The 25,860-nt window shown below is 39.7% G+C and carries 25 protein-coding genes; 16 read left to right on the forward strand and 9 right to left on the reverse strand.

Annotated elements, in window-relative coordinates; genetic code table 11:
- Positions 1-116 precede the first annotated feature (116 nt).
- Genes ffh through rpsP form a run of 3 tightly spaced genes read left to right on the forward strand, consistent with a single transcriptional unit; the run spans position 117 to position 2,430 of the window.
- Entirely contained in the window at positions 117-1,685 is a 1,569-nt protein-coding gene (gene ffh, locus ACFIKN_RS05075) for a signal recognition particle protein (protein ID WP_273790300.1), read from the forward strand.
- Positions 1,686-1,709: 24 nt separating this feature from the next.
- Complete coding sequence (locus ACFIKN_RS05080; protein WP_273790075.1) at positions 1,710-2,039, forward strand: chorismate mutase; 330 nt, start codon at positions 1,710-1,712, stop codon at positions 2,037-2,039.
- Positions 2,040-2,055: 16 nt separating this feature from the next.
- Positions 2,056-2,430: a 30S ribosomal protein S16 gene (gene rpsP, locus ACFIKN_RS05085; protein ID WP_273787601.1), complete on the forward strand. Its 375-nt coding sequence runs from the start codon at positions 2,056-2,058 to the stop codon at positions 2,428-2,430.
- A gap of 136 nt (positions 2,431-2,566) precedes the next feature.
- On the opposite strand, the gene ACFIKN_RS05090 is transcribed toward rpsP, so the two are convergent.
- A complete protein-coding gene (locus ACFIKN_RS05090) occupies positions 2,567-2,782 on the reverse strand; it encodes a DUF1674 domain-containing protein (RefSeq protein WP_273790074.1) in 216 nt (71 codons plus the stop codon).
- An 83-nt stretch (positions 2,783-2,865) separates the two neighbouring features.
- On the opposite strand from ACFIKN_RS05090, the gene htpX reads away from it, so the two are divergent.
- The 3 genes from htpX (at position 2,866) to ACFIKN_RS05105 (ending at position 7,134) form a co-directional block, all read left to right on the forward strand.
- Positions 2,866-3,912 (forward strand): zinc metalloprotease HtpX, encoded by a 1,047-nt coding sequence (htpX, locus tag ACFIKN_RS05095; RefSeq protein WP_375658004.1) that lies wholly within the window; start codon positions 2,866-2,868, stop codon positions 3,910-3,912.
- A gap of 47 nt (positions 3,913-3,959) precedes the next feature.
- Positions 3,960-5,324, forward strand: a complete 1,365-nt coding sequence (locus ACFIKN_RS05100) for an RsmB/NOP family class I SAM-dependent RNA methyltransferase (protein ID WP_375630698.1) — start codon at positions 3,960-3,962, stop codon at positions 5,322-5,324.
- Positions 5,325-5,388: 64 nt separating this feature from the next.
- Positions 5,389-7,134 (forward strand): heparinase II/III family protein, encoded by a 1,746-nt coding sequence (locus tag ACFIKN_RS05105; protein ID WP_375658005.1) that lies wholly within the window; start codon positions 5,389-5,391, stop codon positions 7,132-7,134.
- 915 nt (positions 7,135-8,049) lie between these two features.
- Here the strand turns inward: ACFIKN_RS05105 and ACFIKN_RS05110 are convergent.
- The 3 genes from ACFIKN_RS05110 to ACFIKN_RS05120 all read right to left on the reverse strand — a co-directional run bounded on the left by ACFIKN_RS05110 (position 8,050) and on the right by ACFIKN_RS05120 (position 11,672).
- Positions 8,050-8,202 (reverse strand): DUF1127 domain-containing protein, encoded by a 153-nt coding sequence (locus tag ACFIKN_RS05110; RefSeq protein WP_273790070.1) that lies wholly within the window; start codon positions 8,200-8,202, stop codon positions 8,050-8,052.
- A gap of 349 nt (positions 8,203-8,551) precedes the next feature.
- Entirely contained in the window at positions 8,552-10,171 is a 1,620-nt protein-coding gene (purH, locus tag ACFIKN_RS05115) for a bifunctional phosphoribosylaminoimidazolecarboxamide formyltransferase/IMP cyclohydrolase (protein WP_375658006.1), read from the reverse strand.
- A 718-nt stretch (positions 10,172-10,889) separates the two neighbouring features.
- Positions 10,890-11,672, reverse strand: coding sequence for an SURF1 family protein (locus ACFIKN_RS05120; RefSeq protein WP_375630704.1), 783 nt, complete (start codon positions 11,670-11,672; stop codon positions 10,890-10,892).
- A 297-nt stretch (positions 11,673-11,969) separates the two neighbouring features.
- Here ACFIKN_RS05120 and rpmB point away from each other — a divergent pair, with 297 nt between their 5' ends.
- The 3 genes from rpmB (at position 11,970) to ACFIKN_RS05135 (ending at position 14,430) form a co-directional block, all read left to right on the forward strand.
- Entirely contained in the window at positions 11,970-12,287 is a 318-nt protein-coding gene (gene rpmB / locus ACFIKN_RS05125) for a 50S ribosomal protein L28 (protein ID WP_273787609.1), read from the forward strand.
- A gap of 121 nt (positions 12,288-12,408) precedes the next feature.
- On the forward strand, positions 12,409-13,092 hold the full coding sequence (locus tag ACFIKN_RS05130) for a VUT family protein (protein ID WP_375637337.1): 684 nt from the start codon (positions 12,409-12,411) through the stop codon (positions 13,090-13,092).
- A gap of 1,143 nt (positions 13,093-14,235) precedes the next feature.
- A complete protein-coding gene (locus tag ACFIKN_RS05135; RefSeq protein WP_375658048.1) occupies positions 14,236-14,430 on the forward strand; it encodes a HaeIII family restriction endonuclease in 195 nt (64 codons plus the stop codon).
- 48 nt (positions 14,431-14,478) lie between these two features.
- Here ACFIKN_RS05135 and cobT read toward each other — a convergent pair whose 3' ends face one another.
- The 3 genes from cobT to ACFIKN_RS05150 form a co-directional block, all read right to left on the reverse strand.
- Positions 14,479-16,374, reverse strand: coding sequence for a cobaltochelatase subunit CobT (cobT, locus tag ACFIKN_RS05140; protein WP_375630708.1), 1,896 nt, complete (start codon positions 16,372-16,374; stop codon positions 14,479-14,481).
- Positions 16,375-16,388: 14 nt separating this feature from the next.
- Positions 16,389-17,369 (reverse strand): cobaltochelatase subunit CobS, encoded by a 981-nt coding sequence (gene cobS, locus ACFIKN_RS05145; RefSeq protein WP_273790065.1) that lies wholly within the window; start codon positions 17,367-17,369, stop codon positions 16,389-16,391.
- 201 nt (positions 17,370-17,570) lie between these two features.
- Complete coding sequence (locus tag ACFIKN_RS05150) at positions 17,571-18,191, reverse strand: J domain-containing protein (protein WP_273790064.1); 621 nt, start codon at positions 18,189-18,191, stop codon at positions 17,571-17,573.
- A gap of 124 nt (positions 18,192-18,315) precedes the next feature.
- On the opposite strand from ACFIKN_RS05150, the gene ACFIKN_RS05155 reads away from it, so the two are divergent.
- Positions 18,316-18,588 (forward strand): BolA family protein, encoded by a 273-nt coding sequence (locus ACFIKN_RS05155; RefSeq protein ID WP_375622119.1) that lies wholly within the window; start codon positions 18,316-18,318, stop codon positions 18,586-18,588.
- 18 nt (positions 18,589-18,606) lie between these two features.
- On the opposite strand, the gene ACFIKN_RS05160 is transcribed toward ACFIKN_RS05155, so the two are convergent.
- Entirely contained in the window at positions 18,607-19,575 is a 969-nt protein-coding gene (locus ACFIKN_RS05160; RefSeq protein ID WP_375630711.1) for a tyrosine recombinase XerC, read from the reverse strand.
- A 3-nt stretch (positions 19,576-19,578) separates the two neighbouring features.
- Entirely contained in the window at positions 19,579-20,400 is an 822-nt protein-coding gene (locus tag ACFIKN_RS05165; RefSeq protein ID WP_375630713.1) for a SapC family protein, read from the reverse strand.
- A 131-nt stretch (positions 20,401-20,531) separates the two neighbouring features.
- On the opposite strand from ACFIKN_RS05165, the gene rimM reads away from it, so the two are divergent.
- The 6 genes from rimM (at position 20,532) to sdhA (ending at position 25,854) form a co-directional block, all read left to right on the forward strand.
- Positions 20,532-21,089 carry a ribosome maturation factor RimM gene (gene rimM / locus ACFIKN_RS05170; protein ID WP_375658007.1) on the forward strand — a complete coding sequence of 186 codons (558 nt, stop codon included), beginning with the start codon at positions 20,532-20,534 and terminating at the stop codon, positions 21,087-21,089.
- A 283-nt stretch (positions 21,090-21,372) separates the two neighbouring features.
- Positions 21,373-22,071, forward strand: a complete 699-nt coding sequence (gene trmD / locus ACFIKN_RS05175; protein ID WP_273790059.1) for a tRNA (guanosine(37)-N1)-methyltransferase TrmD — start codon at positions 21,373-21,375, stop codon at positions 22,069-22,071.
- Between the two features lie 209 nt (positions 22,072-22,280).
- Positions 22,281-22,721 carry a 50S ribosomal protein L19 gene (rplS, locus tag ACFIKN_RS05180; RefSeq protein WP_273790058.1) on the forward strand — a complete coding sequence of 147 codons (441 nt, stop codon included), beginning with the start codon at positions 22,281-22,283 and terminating at the stop codon, positions 22,719-22,721.
- 475 nt (positions 22,722-23,196) lie between these two features.
- Positions 23,197-23,598 carry a succinate dehydrogenase, cytochrome b556 subunit gene (gene sdhC / locus ACFIKN_RS05185; RefSeq protein WP_254492571.1) on the forward strand — a complete coding sequence of 134 codons (402 nt, stop codon included), beginning with the start codon at positions 23,197-23,199 and terminating at the stop codon, positions 23,596-23,598.
- 18 nt (positions 23,599-23,616) lie between these two features.
- Complete coding sequence (gene sdhD, locus ACFIKN_RS05190) at positions 23,617-24,003, forward strand: succinate dehydrogenase, hydrophobic membrane anchor protein (protein ID WP_273790057.1); 387 nt, start codon at positions 23,617-23,619, stop codon at positions 24,001-24,003.
- 6 nt (positions 24,004-24,009) lie between these two features.
- Complete coding sequence (sdhA, locus tag ACFIKN_RS05195; RefSeq protein ID WP_273790056.1) at positions 24,010-25,854, forward strand: succinate dehydrogenase flavoprotein subunit; 1,845 nt, start codon at positions 24,010-24,012, stop codon at positions 25,852-25,854.
- Positions 25,855-25,860 lie beyond the last annotated feature (6 nt).

Below are 25,860 nucleotides of genomic sequence, written 5' to 3' on the forward strand. Positions count from 1 at the left end.
ACCGACTGAGACCCCAGTTTAAGGGTATAAAGAGATCTCAGAGGTCAACATCCGACGGCGCGATGCGTTCTCGGATGCTATTTTGGTTTGTTTGTTATGCAACAATGAGGTAAATGATGTTTGAATCCTTGCAAGAGCGACTTGGTTCTATCCTGTCTCATTTGACGGGACGTGGCGCTTTATCGGATCAGGATGTTGTAGAGGCGCTGCGTGAAATTCGTCGCGCTTTATTGGAAGCTGATGTTGCTCTTGATGTTGTGCGCTCTTTTACCGATAGAGTTCGGGAAAAAGCTGTTGGGGCCGAAATCGTTAAATCAATTAAACCAGGCCAAATGGTGGTTAAAATTGTTCATGATGAATTGGTTCATATTCTTGGAAATGAAAGCGTTCTGAGTGATTTAAATGCACCAGCTCCAGTTGTTATCATGATGACTGGTTTGCAAGGTTCCGGAAAAACAACTACAACAGCAAAGCTTGCAAAACGTTTTACTGATAAGCACAATAAAAAAGTTCTCATGGCGTCATTAGATACACGCCGTCCCGCTGCACAGGAGCAATTGCGCCAATTGGGAGAGCAGGCAAAACTTGCAAGCTTGCCTATTATTGCGGGTCAGCTGCCCGTTGATATTGCATCACGTGCCGTGCAGGCTGCTAAATTAGGTGGTTATGACGTGCTTCTTCTTGACACAGCAGGACGTAATCATATTGATGAAGCTTTGATGCTCGAATTGGCTGAAATTAAAGCATGTTCCCTTCCTCATGAGATTATGTTGGTGGCTGATAGTTTGACGGGGCAAGATGCCGTTCATCTTGCTCGTTCTTTTGATGAGCGTGTAGGGATTACGGGGATTATTTTAACACGTATGGATAGTGATGGGCGTGGTGGCGCTGCTCTTTCTATGCGTGCTGTTACAGGTAAACCAATTAAAGCAATTGGAACTGGTGAAAAAATAGATGCTTTAGAAGAATTTCATCCCAGTCGTATTGCTGATCGTATTCTCGGAATGGGGGATATTGTTTCTTTGGTTGAAAAAGCTGCTGAAACAATGGATCATGAGAAAGCTGCTGCTTTTGCAAAAAAAATGCAAGCCGGAAAATTTGATCTGAATGATCTTGCAGAACAGTTGCAGAAAATGAAAAAACTGGGTGGAATGGGCGGTATTATGGGCATGTTGCCAGGAATGGGGAAGGTCAAAGAGCAGATTGCGGCTGCGGGGTTTGATGATCGTTTGTTTGATCGTCAATTGGCCATTATTTCATCTATGACACCCAAAGAGCGGGCGAATCCAGAGCTTTTAAAACATAGCCGCAAACAACGAATTGCTAAGGGGTCTGGTACGACGGCGGCTGATATTAATAAACTTTTGAAGATGTATCGCCAAATGGCTGATATGATGAAAGCCATGGGTGGTAAAGGAAAAAGTGGTTTTATGGGAAAGATGTTGGGAGGCCTTGGTTCCAAAATGGGTTTTGGTGGTATGGGAAACTTGGGAGGGGATTCTCCAGCTATGCCGGATTTGTCGGGATTGGATCCAAAGCAATTCTCAACGCTTCAAAAGCAAATTGAAAATGGTAATGGAGGGAAGCTTTTGCCCGGACTTCCCAAGCGTGGACCTACTTTTCCTGGTCTTTCCAATGGCATTGTCGATGGGGGAAATTTTCCTCAGCATCCTAAGAAAAAATAAGATGTAAAGAGGGAAAGGAATATAATGCAGGAAACAGTATTAAACGAATTGGCACATTTACGAGCATCCATTGATAATTTTGATGCAACTTTGATTCATATCTTAGCAGAGCGGTTTCGTTGTACGAAAGCTGTTGGGCGCTTAAAAGCCCGTTATGATTTGCCTAAAGTAGATCCTCTGCGTGAGCAATATCAGGTAGCGCGTTTGCGGCAATTGGCTATGGATAGTGATCTTGATCCTGATTTTGCTGAAAGATTTTTAAAATTTATTATTAAAGAAGTTGTGAGTCATCATGAAGTTATTGCTGAAGAGCAAAAAACAAAAAAAGTCAATTTAAACGAAAGCCAGAGCTGACAATAGGAGATAAAATATGGCATTGAAAATTCGTTTGTCCCGTGGAGGTTCAAAAAAACGTCCTTACTATCATATCGTCGTTGCAGATGTTCGTAGTCCGCGCGATGGGCGGTTTCTTGAACGTGTTGGTGCATGGGATCCAATGTTGCCTAAAGATGGACCGAGGGTGAAACTTAATGAAGAACGTATCCAATATTGGCTTGGGCAAGGGGCTCAACCAACAGATCGCGTTTTACGGTTTTTAGATGCAGCTGGCTTGAAAAAGCGTCCAACTCGTAATAATCCACATAAAGGTGAACCGGGTAAAAAAGCACAAGAACGTATAGCAGCAGCAAAGCAAGCAGCAGAAGAAGCAGCGGCAGCGGCTGAAGCAGAATCTGCTTCAGCATAAGAAGCATGATTGTTTAATCAATGTGTTTTTAAAAGCTTTAGAAAAATAAATATTATCCGTTTTTGTCTATCAAAAACGGATTTTCATTAAAAAGCTGCTTGTTTAAATTGCGCCGTTTTTTTTTAAATCAATGGTTTTAAAAATCAATGGCGCGGCCTTTAATTTCCCAGTCTCCATAGCGGGAAGGGTCTTTGCCGCCGCGTCCGCCGTTTTCTAAAGGTTGTTCTTTTTTTGCTGCGCGTTTTCGTCTTTCTTCAGCTTCTTTAAGGGCGCGTTGTGCTGCGGGAGAAAGAGATTGCTGTTTAACGACAGTTGCATTTTTTTTGCTTGTTTTCTCATCTTTTTTATTCATTTTACACCTATTCCATTGAAGAAGCAGAAAGAAAACACCATCATATAGTATTGATTGACTTTTATCATGGAGTTTTTTGAGTAATGAATATAATGCGTACAGCTATGCTTTTGGCTTTTTTAACTGCTCTCTTTATGGGAGTTGGTTATCTTGTTGGAGGGGGCGGTGGCATGGTCATTGCTCTTTTGATGGCAAGTGGTTTAAACTTTTTTTCTTATTGGAATTCAGATAAAATCGTTTTACGCATGTACGGGGCGCGTGAAGTTGATCAGCATTCAGCACCAGTTTATTATAAGATTGTAAGCGATTTAGCACAAAAGGCTTCTCTTCCTCAACCAAAGGTTTATGTTATTGAGAATGCACAGCCAAATGCTTTTGCAACGGGACGTAATCCGCAAAATGCAGCTGTTGCTGCAAGTACTGGGTTGTTAGAGCGGTTAAGCGCTGAGGAAATTGCCGGCGTTATGGCGCATGAGCTCGCACATATTGAGCATCGTGATACGTTAACAATGACTCTAACCGCAACGATTGCAGGGGCAATTTCAATGCTTGGTAATTTTGCTTTCTTTATGGGAGGACAGCGTAACTCTTCAGAAGATTCTCATGGCGCTGGGGCAATTGGAGGATTTATTGCATTGCTCGTGGCGCCTTTTGCAGCGATGCTGGTGCAAACGGCGATTAGCCGTACACGGGAATATGCTGCGGATCGGAGAGGGGCTGAAATATGTGGTAATCCTTTATGGTTGGCTTCGGCATTGCGTAAGATTGCTGATGGGGGACGTGGGGTATATAATGAAGAAGCAGAGCATAATCCAGCAACCGCGCATCTGTTTATTATTAATCCTTTGAGCGGTGAGGGAGCGGATAGTCTTTTTTCGACACATCCAGCAACTGCAAATCGTATTGCTGCTCTTTATCAGCAAGCAGAAGAGATGAAAGGGGCTCTTGCCAAAAGTGTGGGATGGAATAAAGAAGACGCTATACATGAAAAAAGCAGCGGGATGAACTATGGAGATTTTCATAGTGGTCAGACTCATGCATTAGGTGAGAAAGAAAATAGTTCTTTTCAGCGTGTTACAAAACGTCCTTCTTGGCTTCGTTATGAAAATTCAAAAAGATCTCGTTCATAGAATTATTGAGGGAGCTCTTGAGAAAACTGTGATATAAAGGTGGTGGTTTGAAACACAAAAAAGCGGGGCATGTGTCTGAAAAAAATGTTCCAGGATTAGCTGTTCGACAGGTGTGTGTGCGTCTTTTGGGGGCGGTAGTTGATAAGTACACGCCTCTGTCTGGTTTGACGGATAATGAACACGGACATCCACAATATTTGAAGCTTTCACAACGAGATCGTTTGTTATGTCGGGCTATTTTAACAGCTTCATTGCGTCATCGAAGGCAGATTATGGCGGCTCTCTCACGCTTTTTGGCGCGTCCTTTGCCTTCACAAGCACTTTCACTTCAGCATCTTTTGCATATCAGTGTTGCACAAATTCTTTATCTTGATATTCCCGATCATGCGGCTATTGATTTAGCTGTGCGTGTGGCGAAACTTGATCCTCGAATGCGCCGTTTTTCAGGGGTGGTGAATGCTCTTTTGCGCAATGTTGCACGTGAGGCAGAGCCTTTACGTCAACAAGTTCCTACCATTGAAGGTGTGCCAGCGTGGTTTGGACAGCTTTTAATATCAGCTTATGGAACAGAAAAGGCACATCAGATTATCGCAATTCAAAGTGTGGAACCTCCTTTCGATTTGACAGTGAAATCTGATAGTGGTGGATGGGCTGAAAGGCTTGGCGGTGTGGTATTGCCCAATGGTTCTGTTCGATTGAAGCGTCTGGAGTGTTCTGTTTCTGATTTACCAGGCTATCGTGAAGGGTCTTGGTGGGTCCAAGATTTTGCAGCAGCTTTGCCTGCTTGTTTACTTGGGAGTATTGAGGGTAAACGCGTTGCTGATCTTTGTGCGAGCCCTGGGGGAAAAACAGCACAATTGGCTTTGCAAGGGGCAGAGGTGACAGCAATTGAGCTTTCTGCTAACCGCGTAAAGCGTTTAAAAGAAAATATGGAACGGCTTCATTTTTCAGTTCACATTTGGCAGGGCGATGTGAGAAATTTCTATCCCACACAGCTTTTTGATGCAGTTCTTCTTGATGCTCCTTGTTCTTCTACAGGAACAATCCGTCGTCATCCGGATATTTTATGGACGAAATCGAGGGAAGATATCGTCAAGTTAGTGGCGTTGCAATATGATTTGCTTGTCGCAGCAATTTCTTTGGTAAAGGAGGGGGGACGGATTGTTTTTTCCAATTGTTCATTGGCAAGAGAAGAAGGTGAAGATCTTATTGAAAAAATTTTATCGACACGCAATGACATTGTTTTAGACCCTATTTATCCAGAGGAAATGGGAGCACTGGAACATTTGCTTTGTGGGGGGATGTTACGGACAACGCCTGCGGATTTTTGTCATAAAAATTTTGATGCTGAGAAAACCGTATTTTTAGGAATGGATGGTTTTTTTGCTGCGCGCTTACGAAAAATTGCTTAATTAACGCTTCATTTACAAAAATGGTCGAAATTGTATTTGATTCAGCATAAATGGAGATAAAATTTTGGCGGTTGCGGTAAAAGCTCCTCAGGTAAAAGTGGCAGCCTGTATCGATACGATACAGAATGTTATGCGGCGTTTATGGGTTGGACCATTGTTTCGTTGGCGGTTTTCAGGGTTTCGTCCTCATAAAATTTTAGCGCATCCCATGGATTTGCATGTAGCTGATCCGATGATGGCGCATGAATTTTATCATGGTCGTTTTGCTTTTGCTGGTCACATTGTTCATTCTGGTGCTGTTTCTCCGTTTTCATTGGTTCCACCAACGCTAGAATGGGAAGCGGCTCTACATGATTTTCATTGGTTGCGCCATATGGAGGCAGCAGGAAGTGATTTAGCTTCTGCACATGCACGCTCTCTTTTAGAAGACTGGTTTGACCATGCTGGTAAGAAGGTAAAAGGGCTTGCTTGGAGTGATCCTGTTGTGGCGCGGCGCTTGATTTCATGGATTTGTCATTCGAAAATGTTGTTAGAAGGGGCAAGTGAACGGTTTGAAAAACGCTTTTTACGTGCACTTGGTTTGCAATTTCGTTATTTGCGCGTAACAATTTGTAGTATGGAGCACAATGATCAACGTTTACAAGCAGCAGTGGCTTTGACATTCGCATCTCTTGCTTTGCCTGTTTCAGCGGCAGTGAAAAAAAAGGTACAAACCACACTTATAGAGGAGCTTTCCCGTCAAATCCTAGTTGATGGTGGGCATATTTCCCGTAGTCCTGTTATTTTGCTGAATTTGTTATCGGATTTATTGTCGTTACGGCATCTTTTTATGCGTAGCAATGAAACAGCACCCCGTATTTTGATTGATTCTGTTGAGCGTATGTTGCCAGCTTTACGATTCTTTATCCATGAGGATCAAACGTTGGCCCATTTTAATGGGGTTGGTCCCCTTGTATCGGAACGGTTATCATCACTTTTGGAGCTTGATGAAACAGGAGGCCATCCTTTTAGTTATGCCCGTTATTCAGGATTTCAGCGCTTAAAAGCCAATCAAACAACAGTGCTTGCAGATACAGGAAAGTTTCCACCCCGCTCTGTAGCACAGCAGGCTTGTTCGGGGTGTTTGTCTTTTGAAATGTCTTCACAAGGGCACCGTTTTATTATCAATACCGGTGTTAATCCTGATGGGCGGGAAGATTATCGACATTTAGGGCGTGTTACTGCAGCACATTCAACAGCTACGCTTAATGATTGTTCAGTAGGTGCTTTTTATCATAAAAAGAAAAATGGCGCGCCATTTTTGTTTGATGGACCAACAGATGTTCAAGTGTGCCGTATAGAGGATTCAGAGAAGACGGGTTTTATTGCGAGTCATAATGGTTATATGCGACCCTTTAATCTTATTCATGAGCGTGGTCTTATTTTGGCGACAAATGGAGATATGATTGAGGGTTTTGATCGCTTTTTTATGCCCAATAAAGGGGGAAAGAGACACAAGAGTGTGCAAAATGAAAAAAATCATGTTGCTGTTCGGTTTCATCTTCATCCACAAGTTGAAGTTAACTATGATGGCAAACGTGTATGTTTAACCGTAAAGAATGAGAACGTGAAGAGCGAACAAGTATGGTATTTTATATCGCCTGACGCAGATATTTGTCTTGAAGATTCGATTGATTTTGCAGAATTAACAGGTCCACAACGGACACAACAGATTGTTTTATATTTTCGTCCAGCATTTCAGGAAAAAGTTCGTTGGCGTTTTATCCGTAAAGCGTTTGATAAAAAATTAGAACATTATTCCAACCCATAGTATATTGCGTTTTATCTTGCGTGTCGCAAAACATTATCGTTTATTGTGGTAATATTCTCAAAATTTGAAGATCATATCAATTTTATACATGAAGAGTTTTGTTAGAGTATGGGTTGGATGTTTTTAGGCAAGGTTTGCTCATAGAATCTCATGAGGTGATGCTAAAAGGGATTGGCTCCAGAAAAAAAGTTTTTGGAAAGACCATTGTTGACAGATGAGTACTGGTTAAGGATCTTCATATCTTTAAAGATATGGAGAGAAAATTAAGCCGTTGCTTATCTTCGATAAGTTTTTAAGTGTGCTGTTGGGATCAATATTTATCTCTGAGAGAGTTGCATTAATAGGGCTACACTCCTCACGAAAAACAGAGCGCTATTGTATTGTATATTCACGGACTTATTTTAAAGAAAAATTCCTTAATGCTTCCAAGCCTATTTTGCGACGATGCCCGTGATGGGTATAACGGTAAATCCATTAAGCACCCCCCATCTTTATGCTTATGAAGGAGCAGTTCGGCACTATCACACTATTTATCAGTGCCCAATGTTTGTAACAACTCTTGGCACTAGAGATGGTTCATAAGAGGCATTTTTAGCCTTTTCTTAATAGTTTTTATCCATACAGCTCTCCCCGCTTGTAACGTGCAGGCGAATGGTTTTGGTTGATTCAACATACATAGATTTGAAATGGAAGAATCTCACGGTATTCGGAGTTCTAATTCAATATGAATAACGCTAAATTATCATTATAAATCAAATGTTGTATATCACAGAAACACTGAAAATTTGAGAAACAATACACAGCAATGGCTGAGAAAAACAACTCTTCTGCTCTTAAAAATGAAGGCGTAATAACAAATCACAAAATGCACGCTTTTTCAGAGCAAAGCATTCTCTCAAATATCTCAAACAACTTTCATAAAGATTTACGCGAATAACGTCGTGCAATTGAATCAATATCACCTCGACAAATTCCAAGATCGCTGAGTTCATATGTTGAAAGACGACTTAACGCATTAACGGTTCGACGATAACGGCGCCAATTACTATAAAAACGTAGAATATTCATATCCTCTACTCAAACTTTTCATTACACTCTTTAGTTTAAGAATAGAGCATATTACTAAAAAGAGTTGTGTTATAATATCATAACAGGTATGCATCTACATACAAGATAACATCCCTTTAACATTTTCCTCATGTGAAAGGGCAACCATTAAAAATATCAACAAGAACAATATTCTTTCCCTAAACAATGGCTAAATTATGTGCATTTTCTTCGGTGATAAACTTCTTCACGTGTAGATTCTTTGGATTGAATAACTGCTTCCATTTCAATAGTTATCAATAGTTATACGATGATTATGAAAAATTCCTTGAAACATTTGTCTCATACGAAGAGGGAATCAGCAAAATTATTAATGGCGGAAGTGTCGTGTTCCTGTAAAAACCATTGCTAAACCCTGTGCATCAGCAGCGGCGATAACTTCTTCATCACGCATGGAGCCTCCTGGTTGAATAATTGCTGTTGCCCCTGCTTCAGCTGCTGCTAATAAACCATCTGCAAAAGGAAAAAATGCATCTGATGCAACAACAGATCCTTTTGTGAGAGTTTCTGTTAAGCCTGCTCTTTGCGCACTTTCTGCTGCTTTACTTGCAGCAATTTTTGCTGAATCGATGCGGCTCATTTGTCCGGCTCCAATTCCAACTGTTGCGCTATTTTTCGCGTACACAATAGCATTTGATTTAACGTGTTTTGCTACACGAAAAGCAAATTGAAGATCACGCATTTCATCTTGAGTTGGTGCCCGCTTTGTCACTACTTGCAATTTAAGATCATCCACCACCACGTTATCACGTGATTGCACTAAAATGCCTCCTGCAAGTGTTTTCGCAAGAAGTCCTCCACAGCGTGGATCAGGAACTCCACCTGTAATGAGCAAACGAAGATTTCTTTTCTGGGCAATAATTTCACGTGCCGCCATTGTGGCATCAGGAGCAATAATCACTTCTGTGAAAATTTTAACAATTTCTTCAGCACATTCCTCATCAAGGGTTTGATTTAAAGCAACAATTCCACCAAATGCCGATACATTATCACACATAAGAGCTTTCAAATAAGCTTCTTTCAAATTTTCTCCTTCCGCAACACCACAAGGATTGGCATGTTTAATAAGAGCGACAGCAGCGGTTTTTTGCGGATCAAATTCTGCCACAAGCTCAAAGGCTGCATCTGTATCATTCAGATTGTTATAAGAAAGCGCTTTGCCTTGTAAAAGTTTTGCTGTTGCAATACCAAAACGTTTTTCATTATTGCGATAAAATGCTGCCTGTTGATGTGGATTTTCCCCATAGCGCATAACACTTTCAAGATGACCGGAAAAACTCTGCCATGATGGAATTTCAATTTTTAAATCCCGTGCAAACCACGTTGCTATTGCCGTATCATAAGCAGCGGTGTGTGCATAAGCGCGCATTGCTAGCTGATGACGCATAGATAAGCTTAAACATCCATTATGCTGCTTTAATTCAGCTAGAATCGAATCATAATCTTTTATCGCTGTTACAACACCGGTATAAGCATAATTTTTTGCCGCGGCGCGAATCATCGCCGGTCCACCGATATCAATATTTTCAAGAATCGTTTGCCCATCGGCTCCCGATAGGATCGTCTCTTCAAAAGGGTAAAGATTCACCACCAAAAGATCAATTCCATGAATGCTGTTCTTTTCCATAGCTTCCCTATGGCTAGGATCTTCTCTTACCCCTAACAAAGCACCATGAATCAAAGGATGGAGTGTTTTTACACGCCCATCCATTATTTCAGGAAATCCGGTAACTTCAGCAACATCTTTTACGGGTAAACCAGCTGCTATGAGGGTTTTTGCTGTTCCTCCTGTTGAAATTAATTCAACATTGTAAGTAGCATGAAGGGCTTGTGCAAAAGCAACCACACCCGTTTTATCAGACACAGAAAAGAGAACACGACGAACCCGATGAAGATCAGGTATGGGAAAATTTTTGGCAACAACACCCATAACAGAAGCCTTAAAAATGAAAGAGTTAAAATTCTAGTAAAACACGCTTATACGTTTATAGCATAAGCCTTTAGCAAAATACACTGAAAGGATAAACTGTCTTTTTAGAATATAGGATGCTCACCTTTTTCTATTATCCTGTAAAAACCTCTCATTTGAGGTGTGGTGATAGGTATAAAAGTCGCGTTGAGAAATTAAATGTTTTTTTGTTGCTTATAACTCAACATCTCATCTTCATAGCAGTTGTGAAACAAAAAATGCCTCCGTATGTTCTCTGCTATATTAGCTTTTATACTATATGAAGGCGAAAGTATTACGTATATCAATTGGAATAATCTCTGAAATGGGAAACAATCTAATGAAGCAAGAATATAAAATTATAAAGGCAAAAATGAGTGCCTATCTTTCCTATCATTTTTAAATTTGGCTTTATGTTTTTCAAAAGCGTTTATGACAATGTTTTTTAAGAGTGAATTTTTTATAGAGTGGAGATAATGCATTGCTTCACATTTTTGGGCATTACATTTTTAATGAATAAACCCTCATTTTATGATGATTTTTTAAAGAGTGTCGCGTAAATCTTTTGTGAATGGTATAAAGATCTATTGTATGCCTATGATCTTTATTTAACAAAGGCGCAAGTTGGTAGATTCTATTCTCTTTATCAGTTTTCAAGATTCTAAAAATTTTTGTTACTTGAGATGGAAAAGGTATTTTTTTAGTTTTTTTGCCGTAGCAGAAAAAGAAAACCTCCTAACACACCAGCAGCTAAAATAAACCACGTGATTGCATAAACGAGATGATTATTTCGAAAATGAATAATCGTAAGACCAACGACGGGAAGATTTGCTTGTGGAGATGTTTTTCTGGCATCAATGAAATAAGGAGCAACAGTGGACAAACCAAGTTTTTGTGCCATAGCGGGGAGATCGCGCGTATACCATAAATTTTTGTCAGGATTATTTTTACGCGGGAAAAATCCATTTTTTTCACTCATGCGTAATAAACCTATAATCATTGTTTGTTCTGTGTCCGTGGTAGAATTTTGCTGAGATGAGGCATTTGTATGCGATTTCTCTGAGTTTTGAAAATTATTACGTTCATCCATGGGGATAAAGCCACGGTTGATAAAGATCAGTGTATTATCAGCAGTTTGTAAAGGAGTCAAAACCCAATAGCCTGTAGTATTTTGAGCGGCAGCAGTGACTAAGATATTTTTATCTGTTAAAAATTTTCCTGTGATAACAACAGGTTGATATTCATATTTTTCAAAAGTAACATCTGACCATTGATTTTTTTTGGGGGCTTTTATGGGGGGTAAATGAATGCGCTGATTAGCACTGGTGATAAGATTTGTTTTCCAGTTTAACCGTTGTACTTGCCATATACCTAATGCACTGAAGAGAAGAAAAAAACAAATACATAAAGTTCCAAATAAAAAAGAAGAAAAACGGCAAGAATTTCCCTGAAGCTTTGTCATGGGGGGCCCTTTTTTGCTCATGATTTATGCTTCCTTTCGGGACAATAGGCTTTTATTCTAACATGGTATGTATTTAAAAAAAACATTTTGTACGCTTTTTGGCAGAATTTGCACGTCTTATTGAGGAAAAAGATGAAAAATGAGCCAACAAGAGATGAAAAAGGTTTTATAAAAGACTTGACCTTTTGTTGTCGACCCCCTATTAGAAAGAAACTTCCCAATGATGCCCGTTCAAGGTTGCATTGCGCGTGTTTTGCGTTCATTGTGTCCTTTGGGTATGGGGATTTGAAAGTTTCTTAGAGTTTAAGGGTGAAGTTTATGTCTCGTGCATGTGAATTGACAGGGAAGACGGTTCTGTATGGTAATAATGTTAGCCATGCGAATAATAAGACACGGCGTCGTTTTTTACCAAATCTTTGCAATGTGACATTGATTTCAGAGGTGTTACAGCAAAGTTATCGCTTGCGTATTTCAGCAAGTGCATTGCGTTCTGTTGAGCATCGTGGTGGCCTTGATGGTTTTTTAGTCAAAGCAGATGATAAAGAGTTGTCGCAACGTGCGCGTTTGCTAAAACGCCAAATCATTAAGAAAAAAGCTGAGCAAGAAGGTGAGCAAAAGGCTGAACAGGCAGCGTAATTGTTAGCGCCATTCTTTTTGGTTTATTAACGCTTTGATTTCGGTTTTCTGTTCTAGAAGTTAAGTTTTTTGCAGGTTGATCGTTTCATTTTATTTGGTTCCATATCCCAGGTTAAAAAAAATGTCTTCAAGCGGTCCTTTATTAGAACAGCAAAAGAAAAGGTATGTTGTTTTTTCTATTTTTGCAATGTGCCTTGCTGTTACGGCTTCTAATATTTTGGTTCAATATCCTGTCTATTGGTTTGATTTAAATGAGCTGTTGACTTATGGGGCTTTTACCTATCCATTTGCTTTTCTGATCAATGATTTAACCAATCGTTTTTATGGTCCATCTGCGGCGCGGCGTGTGGTTTATGCTGGTTTTTTTGCGGGGGTCTTTGTTTCTTGGATATTGGCGACACCACGGCTTGCCCTTGCTTCTAGTTTTGCATTTTTATTTGGGCAACTCCTTGATATTGTTGTTTTTACTCCTTTACGACGTAAAACATGGTGGAAAGCACCTTTAGCAGCAGCGTTGGTTGGTTCAGCTTTGGATACAGTGCTGTTTTTTGCTCTTGCTTTTTCTAGCTCGTTTTCTGTTCTTGATAAGATAACAGGGTATGCTGATAGTTCACTGGTGGAGAGTACTGTTTTGGGAGGGATAGGCATGCCAGTTTGGCTATCGCTTGCTTTTGGTGATTTTTCGGTAAAAATTATTATGAGCCTGTTGATGTTGATTCCTTATGGGACAATTCTTAATATTGTAAAGCTTCCTCTTTATCAAAGTCATTCAAAGGATGATTCTTCTTTTGTTTGTCATAAATAATGATTTTTGTCTTTTTTTCATGAAGCCAAGAAAATTGTACGCTATGCTTGGTGTGGCACGTTATTTATAATGGATACTTTATCATTTGCCAACTTAAGTAAGAGTTCCAACACAAAACGCGTTTTTTATTTCAAAATTCTCTTGTGAGGAAAAGATAAAGTCATTTGTTTGAGAAGGGGCTAATATACTTTTTACAAATGATTAAATGTGACAGAAATTGCAACTGATGTTTATTAATAGATTGATTTAAAATGATAACTTATATTTTTCATTTGAGTGAAAGAGCTCAATATCATAAAATTTTACGCGTTTTAAATACTCTTATATTGAGTTAATAAAAATCATTTGCTTGCCTATGTTATAAGAGGAATTGGCGTGCGGACAACGTCATTTGAGAAAGCAATACTCTTATGAAGAGCTTTAATGTAATAGAAGTGCAATATTAGGCGCTGGAAGTATATTGATTTATCTTAAAAACATTGGAAGCTTGAAAGTAGGATTTTGCTTTTGGCTTGTAGCTTGTAAAGTAAAGGATGATTCTGGATTTTGCATTATGCCATATATGGGCGCTGTCGTGAAATAAGCTTGGAAGCAAGGAAGAATGTTTCTTTAAAGTAGGAGTGCGGATAAGATATATAATGGTGTGTTCTTTTTCGTGAATGAAGTAATATTCTTTTTTTCGTGTTTTTCTTATATTTTATGTGAGTAAAGATTTTTTCTTTTATCTAGGAGATGGGAGCTTATGTTGATAGATCACCCGTGGTGAGTACTGTTTTGGGAAGGTTAGGAACAGGTTGGCTCTCGCTTGCTTTAGCGATTTTTCGGCAAAAATCGCTATGAATCCATTTATGCTGATTCTTTTATAAAATAATTCTTAGTGTTTAAAATATCCTCTTTGGATGATTCTTCTTTTGCGTATAATAAATACAACTTTTATCTTTTTGTTTTACTGAAGGTGAAAGTCTATGCATTATATTTTCTGTGAGAGCAGCACTTTAGAGCTATGTCTAGTGGAGATATTTTTCTATATACGTGTATTTCAATATTTAAATATAATGAAATAACACAAGATCGAGACCAAAACGGGTAATTATTCAGTCTTTTAATTTGAATGGCACTCTGGGATATGGACGTAAATGAAAAATTCCAAGAAAAGTTTTATCAGTTGCACTAAAACCAGAAAGTAAAAACAAACTCATTATAATTTTTGAAGATGGTTGGAGCATTTCTTTTAGAATTTATAATGCATCCAGTAAAGTAGAAGTTTCTTTAAAGTTCGCTATTCAATTTGTGGGATTATCTTCTCAGGTTGTTAGTCATCAAATTCCGATGGTTTAATGATAGAGATAATGTTTTAAATGTAATCGTTGCTGATTTAAGGCAGGTTTATTTCTTATGAAAATGAGTCCTTTTATCACTAAAAAGTATTTCTAATTGTTTTGTTATGGCGTCGGCGAGTTCTTCAGCATTCATAATTGTTACAGCACGTTGATAATAACGTGTGACGTCATGACCAATTCCAATGGCAATGAGTTCGATAGGGGAGTGTGTTTGGATTTCTTGAATCACTGCGCGTAAGTGTTTTTCTAAATAATTGCTGGCGTTGACCGATAATGTCGAATCGTCAACAGGAGCGCCATCAGAAATGACCATGAGGATGCGACGTTGTTCACGCCGTGATAAAAGGCGTTGATGAGCCCAAATCAAAGCTTCTCCGTCGATATTTTCTTTTAATAATCCTTCTTGCATCATCAAACCTAAATTGCGTCGTGCGCGACGCCATGGGGTATCAGCACTTTTATAGATGATATGGCATAAATCATTGAGGCGTCCAGGATTATGGAGTTTGTTTTGGGTAAGCCATTGTTCGCGCGATTTGCCCCCTTTCCAAGTTTTGGTGGTAAAACCTAAAATTTCAACTTTGACACCACAACGCTCAAGAGTTTGTGCCAAAATATCAGCACAACTTGCAGCAACGCTAATGGGGCGTCCGCGCATTGAGCCAGAATTATCAATGAGAAGTGAAACAACTGTGTCCCGAAATTGGGTGTTGCTTTCCATTTTAAAAGAAAGGGGTTGCATGGGGTCAATAATTAGACGTGGAAGCCGTGCTGTATCAAGATATCCTTCTTCAAGGTCAAAGTTCCAGTTGCGATTTTGTTGCGCCATCAAGCGGCGCTGGAGACGGTTTGCTAAACGTCCAACGATGTTTTGGAGATGATTGATTTGCTTATCAAGATAACGGCGTAAGTGATCTAACTCGTTTTCAGAACAAAAATCTGTTGCTTCCAAAATTTCATCAAATTGACGGGTGAAGATTTTATAATTGCCAAGTCTTTCCATTTGTTCCGAATCAGAAAAAAGGTGTTTGGGTTTGCTCGGCTTTTCTTGCCAAGGTCCATTTTTTTGCTCGCCGTCAGCTTGATCATTGTTGTTTGATTGTGTCGCTTGTGTTTTTCCGTCATCTTGCACATCACTTTCTTGTTCAGTGCTGGTTTGTTCTTCACTTTGAGCGTGTTTTTTGTTTTTACTCTCTTCTTCTCCTTGGTCTTGAGGTTCACACGCATTTTTTAATTTTTTATTGTTTTCACTGTTAGAAGCTTCAGCTTGTTGCACTGTCATTTTGAGTGTAACAAGCATTTGGCGAACAATCTGTGCAAAATCTTGTTGGTTGTAAATATGATGTGGGAGTTCATTGAGTTCTGCTGCTGCTTTTTGTTCGAGTTCTTGACGCCACAGTTCTAAGACAGGACCGGCTTCTCTTGGAGCTGCGCGCTTTGTTATTTTTTCACGCAATAAAAGTGCAATTGCTTCTTGGATGGGGGCTTCACTTTGGTTGCTAATCTTATGATAATGGGCTCTTTTGTATTTATCGGCGAGCATGATATCAAGATTTTTTGCAAGCCCCTCCATGGCTAAAGTACCAATTGCTTCAACACGTGTTTGTTCTAAGGCATCAAAGACAGCACGTGCTTCTGATTCTAGTGGAGAAAATTGCATGTGAATGCGGTTATCATGCCATGCTTTGCGCAGAGCCATGGAATCACCTAATCCGCGGGTAATGGTGATGTCTTTATTCGTTGCGTATTGAGGTAATTCTGGTAAACGCGCGCAACTTTCGCTTAAAGATGGTCGGTTATGACTAAAGGAAACTTCAAGGTTGTTTGTGCCTGCAATTGCACGCATACAGGTGGAAAGTGCTTTTTTAAAAGCTTCAATATTAAGAGTGTTGTTGGAAGAATCTTTTGCCGGATTTTTGTTGTCGCCAATATCGGTAGCCATGAGTGACAGATTCCTTAAGGCGAAACACCATGAATAAGTGATTCGGGAAGCTCTTGTCCAAAGGCGCGTTGATAAAATTCTGCAACAGTGGCACGTTCGAGTTCATCACATTTATTGAGAAAGGTTAATCGGAAGGCAAAGCCGACATCTTGAAAAATCGTTGTATTTTCTGCCCAAGTAATGACGGTACGTGGACTCATGACAGTTGAAAGATCTCCATTGATAAAAGATTGGCGTACCATATCAGCAACATGAACCATTTGTGAAATTATCTTTTTTCCTTCAGTCGTTTGAAAGGATTTGACCTTTGAACAAATGATATTAACCTCTTTATCATGGGGTAAATAATTGAGTATCGTAACAATAGACCAGCGGTCCATTTGAGCTTGATTGATCTGTTGGGTACCATGATAGAGACCAGTTGTATCACCAAGACCAATGGTGTTTGCTGTTGCAAAAAGACGAAAGGCTGGGTGTGGAGAGATGACTCGGCTTTGATCAAGTAAGCTTAGTTTTCCAGAGGTTTCAAGAACGCGTTGGATGACAAACATAACATCGGGACGCCCCGCATCATATTCGTCGAAAACAAGAGCAATATTATTTTGATAAGCCCATGGCAAAATGCCTTCTTTAAATTCAGTGATTTGTAAGCCATCTTTTAAAACGATAGCGTCTTTTCCTACAAGATCGATACGACTTACATGACTATCGAGATTAATTCGAAGACAAGGCCAATTGAGACGTGCAGCAATTTGTTCAATATGCGTTGATTTCCCTGTACCGTGATAGCCAGAAACCATTACACGGCGGTTGAAGGTAAAACCTGCGAGAATCGCTAAAGTTGTTTGCTGATCAAAAAGATAATCAGAATCGATATCAGGAACATGGGAACTTTTTGTGCTAAAAGCAGGGACTTTCAGATCTGTTTCAATATGAAATAGATCGCGAGCACAAAGTGTAATATCGGGCAAATTTTCAACGGTAAGATTTGTCATTGTGTTTCTGGAAGGGAGAGGATGCTATTTATTCATTAGAAACGATACAAGAGTTAGAGTATTTATGCAATGCTCTATAATGAGAGCCTTAGATATTGAAGAAAGATTTTTTACGTATTCTATAATGTTTTGCAAAAAAAATAACATTTTGCGCAAATAATGATGGTCTAAATGAAAATAGACTCATATAAGCGCATGTTTTCAGCACAAACCAGACTTTTTTAGCAAATTGTAAGCATGTAAAACATCACGAAAGCGCTCTTCTGAAGCACGATTACCACCATTGGAATCAGGATGGTGCTTTTTTACCAATTCTTTATATTTCATTTTGATGTCTTCTGCTGAAGCGTTTGCCTGTAGTCCCAGTGTATCAAAAGCTTTTGCTTCTAAGGGCTTTAATTTTCGTGAGAATTTATTGCTTGAATGCTGCCCAGTAAAAAGCGTGAAGGGATCGCGCATACGATTTTGATAGGCAGCTGTTCCAGAGCGAATCTTTGCATAATTAGCGGCTGTTTTTTTCGATGTACCATTGCTCAGATCTGTAGGCCATGTCGGACGATGTCCTGTGAGAGCATCCTTTTGAAATTTTGCGATATCTTTATTGCTAAGACCAGAGAAGTAATTAAAATTTTTATTATAGGCACGTACGTGTTCAATACAAAAATATAAATATTGTCCTTCGTGATTTCGACCTGCTGGTGCTTTATGGGCCCCTGTTTTTTCACAACCTTCCCACTGACACTGTTGTGCTTCTGGCTCAGCGTTTTGTTTTTTATTTGAGCTTATGCGAATTGAATCGAATAATTTAGATGTTATTGTCATATTATTGGTTTATGCAAAATTGATTAATTTTACAAGAATTGACTTTTGAAAAATTTGTTTTCACACTTATTCTATTATGAAAAAGGTGTATTTTTGCACGTTCATTTTGTTTGAGGAATGAAAAATGTTTATAGAAACAATAATCCAGAGAAAGCTTCAGGATGCTTTTCATCCGCAAAAGCTTGAAGTGATTAACGAAAGTCATCTTCATGAGGGGCATTCTCATAATGAACATGCTTTTGATGGTAAAGGAGAAACACATTTTCGAGTGAAAATTTTATCTTCTTCTTTTTCTAATATGACACGCGTAGAAATACATCGAGCGATTTATAAAGTTTTACAAGAAGAGTTAGCTACTTGTGTTCATGCTTTGGCACTTGAGGTTGAAACACTCTAATTTTTTGATGAGACACTTTTAGGAACGGGGATGGGCCTTTTGATAAATTTTTAACAAATGGTCTGTATCGACATGGGTATAGATTTGTGTGGTGGAAAGACTAGCGTGCCCAAGAAGTTCTTGAATCGTGCGCAAATCTCCCCCCCGTGATAAAAGATGGGTGGCAAAAGAATGGCGCAGTGTATGGGGCGTTGCAGTTTCTGGTAAACCAAGGCTTGCTCGTAAGTTGCGTACAGTTTTCTGAATAATGGCGGGCTGTAGGGGACCGCCTCGTGCCCCGCGAAATATGGGTTGGTTATCCACTAAAGGATATGGGCAACATTTGAGATAATTTTGTACAGCTTCGTAAACAATTTTGATGAGAGGAACAAGGCGTGTTTTTCCACCTTTTCCTGTTATAAATAAACTTGTTTTTTCAGGATCAGAAAATTGTTCTGGTGTGAGGCTTAAGGCTTCTGATATTCGCATTCCACAGCCATAGAGAAGCATGAGGACAGCCGCATTACGAGCGCTAATCCAAGGTTCATTTTCTAGCTGGTTTTCTTGTTTGACTATGTGAAGTGCTGATTTGATCGCTAAAGGTTTTGGGAGCGATCTTGGGTGTTTGGGGCTTCGGATAAGTTGAGCCGCCGGAACATTGACGATTCCTTCACGTGATAGGTACTTGAAAAAAGAACGGATGCCTGCTACTCCGCGGCTTAAAGAACGAGCACTTACATTGTTTGTACGCCGATAAGCAAGATAAGCACGCAAGTCACTGATGCGTAAATGAGCAAGATCTGTAAGGGTTGGTGTATGACTTAAGTGTTGACAGAGAAAAGACAAAAATTGCCGCGTATCACGTTCATAGGCTTGCACTGTTTGTGCTGACATACGACGTGTTTGGGTAAGACACTCTAACCAATTTTTCCTTGCGTTTAAAATTGCATGGTCTGCTGGAATGAGAGGAATATTTTCATCTTTTCTCTTGTCGTTTTTGATAGGCATTATCTAGTTGAGAGTTTCTTTCTTTTTAGATTTTTCATCGTTAGAATGACCATTCTTGTTTTGGGGTTGCTCTTCACGATTGATAAGTTGCTTTTCACCTTTGAGAGAGAGTATTTTCACAAGATTGTGCGTTGACATCAAATGCGCAAAAATTAATCCTAAAAAGCCATTTTTATGAAGTTTGGCAAGTTGGCTTGCTGATAATTTATTCAATTTTTCTTCATCAACAACCCAAAAATGTTCTAATTGAGCTGAGAGACCTTTATCGTTTTTCACATTGATAGATTTTTGGCTTAGAAGATCCATTTCTACAAGAGCATCAATAAACTCAGAGGTTTTTTCCATAGCGATTTTAAAACTTTCAAGAAAACGAATACGTTCTTCCATAAAAGGAGAAATAGAGCCGTCGGAATTAAAAAGTTCTGTTCCTGCAACTTCATTAAACATACCTGACTGTTGATCAAAGCAAACAGAAAGTTCTTTTTCATTGCTAATTTGTGCCAAAACAAAAGGATAGCGACGGACAAAAGCAGGAACATAAGTATTATTTTTCCAACTTTTATCAGAAGCGATATAGTCATTTTCGTCATTAGAAAGGCCGACAAGAGCTGCGGATGTGTAGTGCCGTTTTTTTTGTTCATCTTCGGCGCACATAAATAAAATAGGATAGTCTAGTGCTGCTTGAAAATATTCAGTACTTGCTAAAGGAACCCAGTGAGTATCCTTGGCAAAAGACATATCACTTGGAGGAGCAAATTTTAGATTTTTATGGGAAACTTTGTTGATTGGCGTGATATCTTTGTAAAATAGCATAATATTTGCCATAAGACTTTCTCCTTTATTAATTTGTTTTTGTTACCAAGAAAGGTCTTTTAGAAGATTGTCTCATATGGCAACAAGATTGAATAGAAAACTATAAGATTGAAGGGTTCATTTTTGAGAGATAATATTTTCGTATGAAGTATAATAAAGAAAAGCTTAAAAATAAAGTCTATCTTGCCATTATTGGTATGCCTCATGGTATAAAAGGAGATGTTTTTGTTAAAATTCTAAGTGCTGAGCCACAGCGTTTCAAGTTTTACAGCACTCTTTATGATGATATGGGGCGTTCTTATGAAATTGTAACTCTTCGCATACAAAAAAATAAGGCGATTGTACGTTTTAAAGGGATAGAAAATCGTAATGCGGCTGAGTCTTTAAAAGGTATTCGCCTTTATGTGACGCGTGATCAATTAATTGATGATTTGATGGAGGATGAGTTTTATCAAGTCGATTTAATAGGCTTGTGTGTCCAAGATTGTGGGGGAAAAATCTTAGGTGAAGTGTGTGGTTTTTTTAATTTCGGGGCTGGTGATTTGCTTGAAATACGTTTGAATACGGGTAAAAGAGTCCTTATTCCCTTTAGTAAGGCGGCGGTACCAGAAGTTTGTATGAATTCTGGTTTTCTTGTTGTTGATCCCATGGCAGCTGGTTTAAGTGATGGGGGAGACAATGATAAAAAGGAAATAGCTTGAATCTAAAAATAAAGATGAAGGAAAAAATAACAGATAAATTTCGTCAATAAAAAGTGGAATGTGTGGAAATATTAAAAATGCACTTTTGAGCAGATATTGTAAGCACTTTATCTCGAAATAGTTCTGAATTTTTAGAGTCTTTTTTAGTGCAAGTATTTAGAAGGATCGTATTGAATAAAGCGCAGATCAAGGAGATTCAATTTAACGCTATAGCGTTAAAAATCTTGTTTGTGCTATTTTTGCTATTAAGAGTCTGTTTAAGAAAATAAGGATGAGAAATAAAATGAAGTTTCAGGCGCGCGTTTTAACCCTTTATCCTGAAATGTTTCCTGGTTTTTTAGGGTATTCTTTAGCAGGGCAAGCTTTAGAGCGCGGAATTTGGTCACTGGAGACGGTGCAGATTAGGGATTTTGCTTTAGACAAACACCATAGCGTTGATGATAAACCTGCTGGTGGGGGGGCGGGTATGGTAATGCGGGCGGATGTATTGGCGGCGGCTCTTGATTGTTGTCCACAGGATTCGCCAAGATTGTTGATGAGTCCACGTGGGCGCCCTTTTGACCAAGCTTACGCGCATAGCTTGGCTCGTGATACGGGTGTAACGTTAGTTTGTGGACGTTTTGAAGGGGTTGATGAGCGAGTCATAGAAGCACGAGAATTAGAAGAAGTTTCTATTGGTGATTATATTCTTTCAGGGGGTGAAACAGCCGCATTGGTTATCTTAGATGCTATTATACGTCTTCTGCCTGGAGTGATGGGGAATGCAGCTTCTGCAAGGTGTGAAAGTTTTGAAAATGGCTTGCTGGAACATCCGCAATATACACGCCCTTCTCTTTTCGAAGGGCGGGGTATTCCGCCTGTATTGCTCTCAGGTCATCACAAAGCGATCGCAGATTGGCGTCAAAGCCAAGCCGAATTGTTAACACGTCAACGTCGCCCTGATCTTTATGCGCGTTATGATAAAAATCATCAGAAAACTTGATTCATATGATAAGGTAGTGTATTGCATGGCTCTCTTTTTAGAGAGTTTTTTATAAAAGGTTTTCTGTAGTTCCAAAATTAAAATGAAGGAATGGTGTATTCGCTCCTGTGTAAGACATAGCCTAGAGAGCTCCTTATTCTTAATAAAGGCTTTTTTGGTAAGAGTTGAGCGCTCTGACTGTTCGATAAAGAACATGAAGGATAAAAGAAATGAATATTATCGCACAACTTGAAGCTGAACAATGTGCAAAAATTGAAGAAAAGCGCCAATTTCCAGCCTTTAAGCCAGGAGATACAGTTCGTGTCATGGTGCGTGTGACGGAGGGTACGCGGACGCGTGTTCAGGCTTATGAAGGTGTTTGTATTGCACGTTCAGGCGGTGGGTTGAATGAGACCTTTACAGTGCGCAAGATTTCTTATGGTGAAGGGGTGGAACGGGTGTTTCCTGTTTATTCTCCGTTGATTGAAGGTGTTGAGCTGGTGCGCCGTGGTAAAGTGCGCCGTGCAAAACTCTATTATCTTCGTGGTTTGAGAGGTAAAGCTGCGCGTATCGCTGAAAAGAGAGATTATCGGAAAAAAGCTGAAAAGGTTATTGAGAAAGTAGAAGCAGCATCTGTCAGCACAGATGTTGAAAAGAAAGTTGCTGAGTAAAGATTATATCGGCTAAACTTTATGCAAAAGCGGCTTTTATGCCGCTTATTTGTGTCTTTCGTGATTCGTTTTGCCTTTTAAAAGGCTTGGAGGGGACATAAAAATGTTTAATCTATCAATTTTTTCCTCTTTTTATCCTTAATCATGGGTGCAATTTAAGATACCATTGCATATATCATGGATGCTCAAAAGGATAAGTTTAATCTGAAAAAATGCCTGTTTATATTTGAGAAAAGATGTTAGACCTTTGACGTGAAGATAAAATTGTATTAGATTAAAGCAAGTTTTGCGGATCATATCCGTGGAGTAATCGGTTTTTTTATGCGTGACCTTTAATCCGTTATTTGAGACAACCGACCTGTAGTATCGGTATCTTGAGATGCCAAACAAGTGAAAACGAGAGAATATATTTAGTCGTTTTGCGCGAACTTTCTCGTTCATTGCGGTTGCAGTAAAAACCAGGTCAGGATATTTTATGACAGAGACAACTAGGATAAAAGAGCGCCCTCGTTCCCCTCATATAAGTATTTATCGTTGGACAATTACTATGGCTATGTCCATTGCACACCGCATTACGGGTATGGCACTTTATGTTGGAACGGTTTTTCTTGCTGTTTGGTTAATTGCTATTGCGTGCGGGGAGGAGGCATTCAGAACGGTTCACGAGATTTATAGTTCTTGGTTTGGATTGTGTATTTTGTTTCTTTATACTTTGGCAGGGGTTCATCACATGGTTGGTGGTGTTCGCCACATTGTTTGGGATCTGAAACCTTGCCTTTTGGCAAAAGAAAAGGCAACAGTCACTGCTTGGGCGACAGTGTTTATTTCTCTTATTGTTACTTTTGCGATTTGGATTATTGGATATACCGTTGTTTAGCTGGGGGTGAAAAGAGATATGAAAAAAGATTTTCGAACGGAACTTGGAAAAGTACGGGGGCGTGGCAGTGCTCATGAAGGAACAGAGCATTTTTGGCTAGAACGTTTGACAGGGTTTATCAATCTACCACTTTTGATATTTTTTATTGTTCTTATTCTTTCGCTTGTGGGAAAGGACTATAGCATTGTGCGTGCAAGACTTGCACATCCTATTGTTGCTATTTTGATGGGATTGATGACTTTTTCGGTCCTTTATTATATGAAACTTGGTATGCAAGTGGTGATTGAAGATTATATTCCACGTGAAGGTTTCCGGATATTCTTTTTGACGTTAAATATTTTATTTTGTTTTCTCATAGGTGGTATCATTATTTTTTCTCTTTTGAAAATTGCATTAGGGGGTTAAACAAATATGGCGGGTACAGGATCATCTCTGGGCGCTAAAGCAGGTAACGCCCCTTATCGCACTGTAGATCATAAATTTGATGTTGTTGTTGTTGGGGCAGGTGGTGCAGGATTACGTGCAACATTGGGTATGGCGGAACAAGGATTAAAGACAGCTTGTATTACGAAGGTTTTTCCAACGCGCTCACACACGGTTGCAGCACAAGGGGGAATTGCTGCATCGCTTTCAAATATGGGACCTGATAATTGGCAGTGGCATTTATATGATACCGTGAAAGGTTCTGATTGGTTGGGTGATACCGATGCAATGGAATATTTGGTGCGTAATGCTCCTGCTGCTGTGTATGAATTAGAACATTATGGCGTTCCTTTTTCGCGGACGCAAGAAGGCAAAATTTATCAGCGTCCTTTTGGTGGACATACGACACAATTTGGTGAAGGTCCACCTGTTCAGCGTACTTGCGCAGCCGCTGATCGTACAGGCCACGCCATTTTGCATACGCTTTATGGACAAAGCTTAAAGCATAATGCGCAATTTTTTATTGAATATTTTGCACTCGATCTCATCATGACGGATGGGGTTTGTACGGGGGTTGTGGCATGGAATCTCGATGATGGTACAATACATCGTTTTTCTGCTAAAATGGTTGTTCTTGCAACCGGTGGTTATGGACGCGCTTATTTTTCCGCGACATCGGCGCATACCTGTACGGGTGATGGTGGTGGAATGATCGCACGTGCTGGATTGCCACTTCAGGATATGGAGTTTGTGCAATTCCATCCGACAGGGATTTACGGTTCTGGCTGCTTAATTACAGAAGGAGCTCGTGGTGAAGGAGGCTATTTAATCAATTCTGAAGGCGAACGCTTTATGGAGCGCTATGCACCTTCCTTTAAGGATTTGGCTTCACGTGATTTGGTTTCGCGTTGTATCACACTTGAAATTCGTGAAGGACGTGGTGTTGGACCTAAGAAGGACCATATTCATTTGGTTCTCAACCATATTGATCCTGCAATCTTGCACGAGCGTTTACCGGGAATTTCGGAATCAGCTCGGATTTTTGCAGGTGTGGATGTAACAAAAGAGCCTATCCCCATCTTGCCAACGGTCCATTATAATATGGGTGGGATTCCTACCAATTACTACGGGGAAGTTCTCAATCCAACGGCTGATTCGCCTGATCGTATTCAACCAGGGCTGATGGCGGTAGGAGAAGCAGGATGTGCTTCTGTTCATGGGGCTAATCGCTTGGGGTCAAATTCATTAATTGATCTTGTGGTGTTTGGTCGTGCTGCTGCCATTCGCGCGGGGGAAGTTATTGATCGGAATGCAGAAATTCCACCCCTCAATGAAGAAGCTGTTGACGAAATTATAGCGCGTTTTGATCGTTTACGTTTTGCACAAGGGGCGATACCAACAGCTCTATTGCGTGAAAAAATGCAGCGCACGATGCAAGAAGATGCGGCAGTATTCCGTACAGAAGATTCTTTGCAACAAGGATGTCAGCGGATGAATAAAATCTGGGGGGAATTGTCGGATCTCAAAGTCACAGATCGTTCTCTGATATGGAATTCTGATTTGGTTGAAACATTAGAGCTTGAAAATCTCATGGCGAATGCAATCATGACTGTTCATTCTGCCGAAGCACGTTTAGAAAGCCGTGGCGCTCATGCTCGTGAAGATTATCCAGAGCGTGATGATAAAAACTGGCGTAAACATACGCTTTCACATTTGTCAAAAGAGGGTAAGGTGACATTATCATATCGACCTGTCCATGTGGACCCATTAACATCTGAAGCTGATGGTGGGATCGATTTAAAGCGCATTGCACCTAAAAAACGGGTTTATTAAGGGGAG

It is taken from the genome of Bartonella sp. CL436QHHD, assembly GCF_042195105.1.
Classification (GTDB): domain Bacteria; phylum Pseudomonadota; class Alphaproteobacteria; order Rhizobiales; family Rhizobiaceae; genus Bartonella.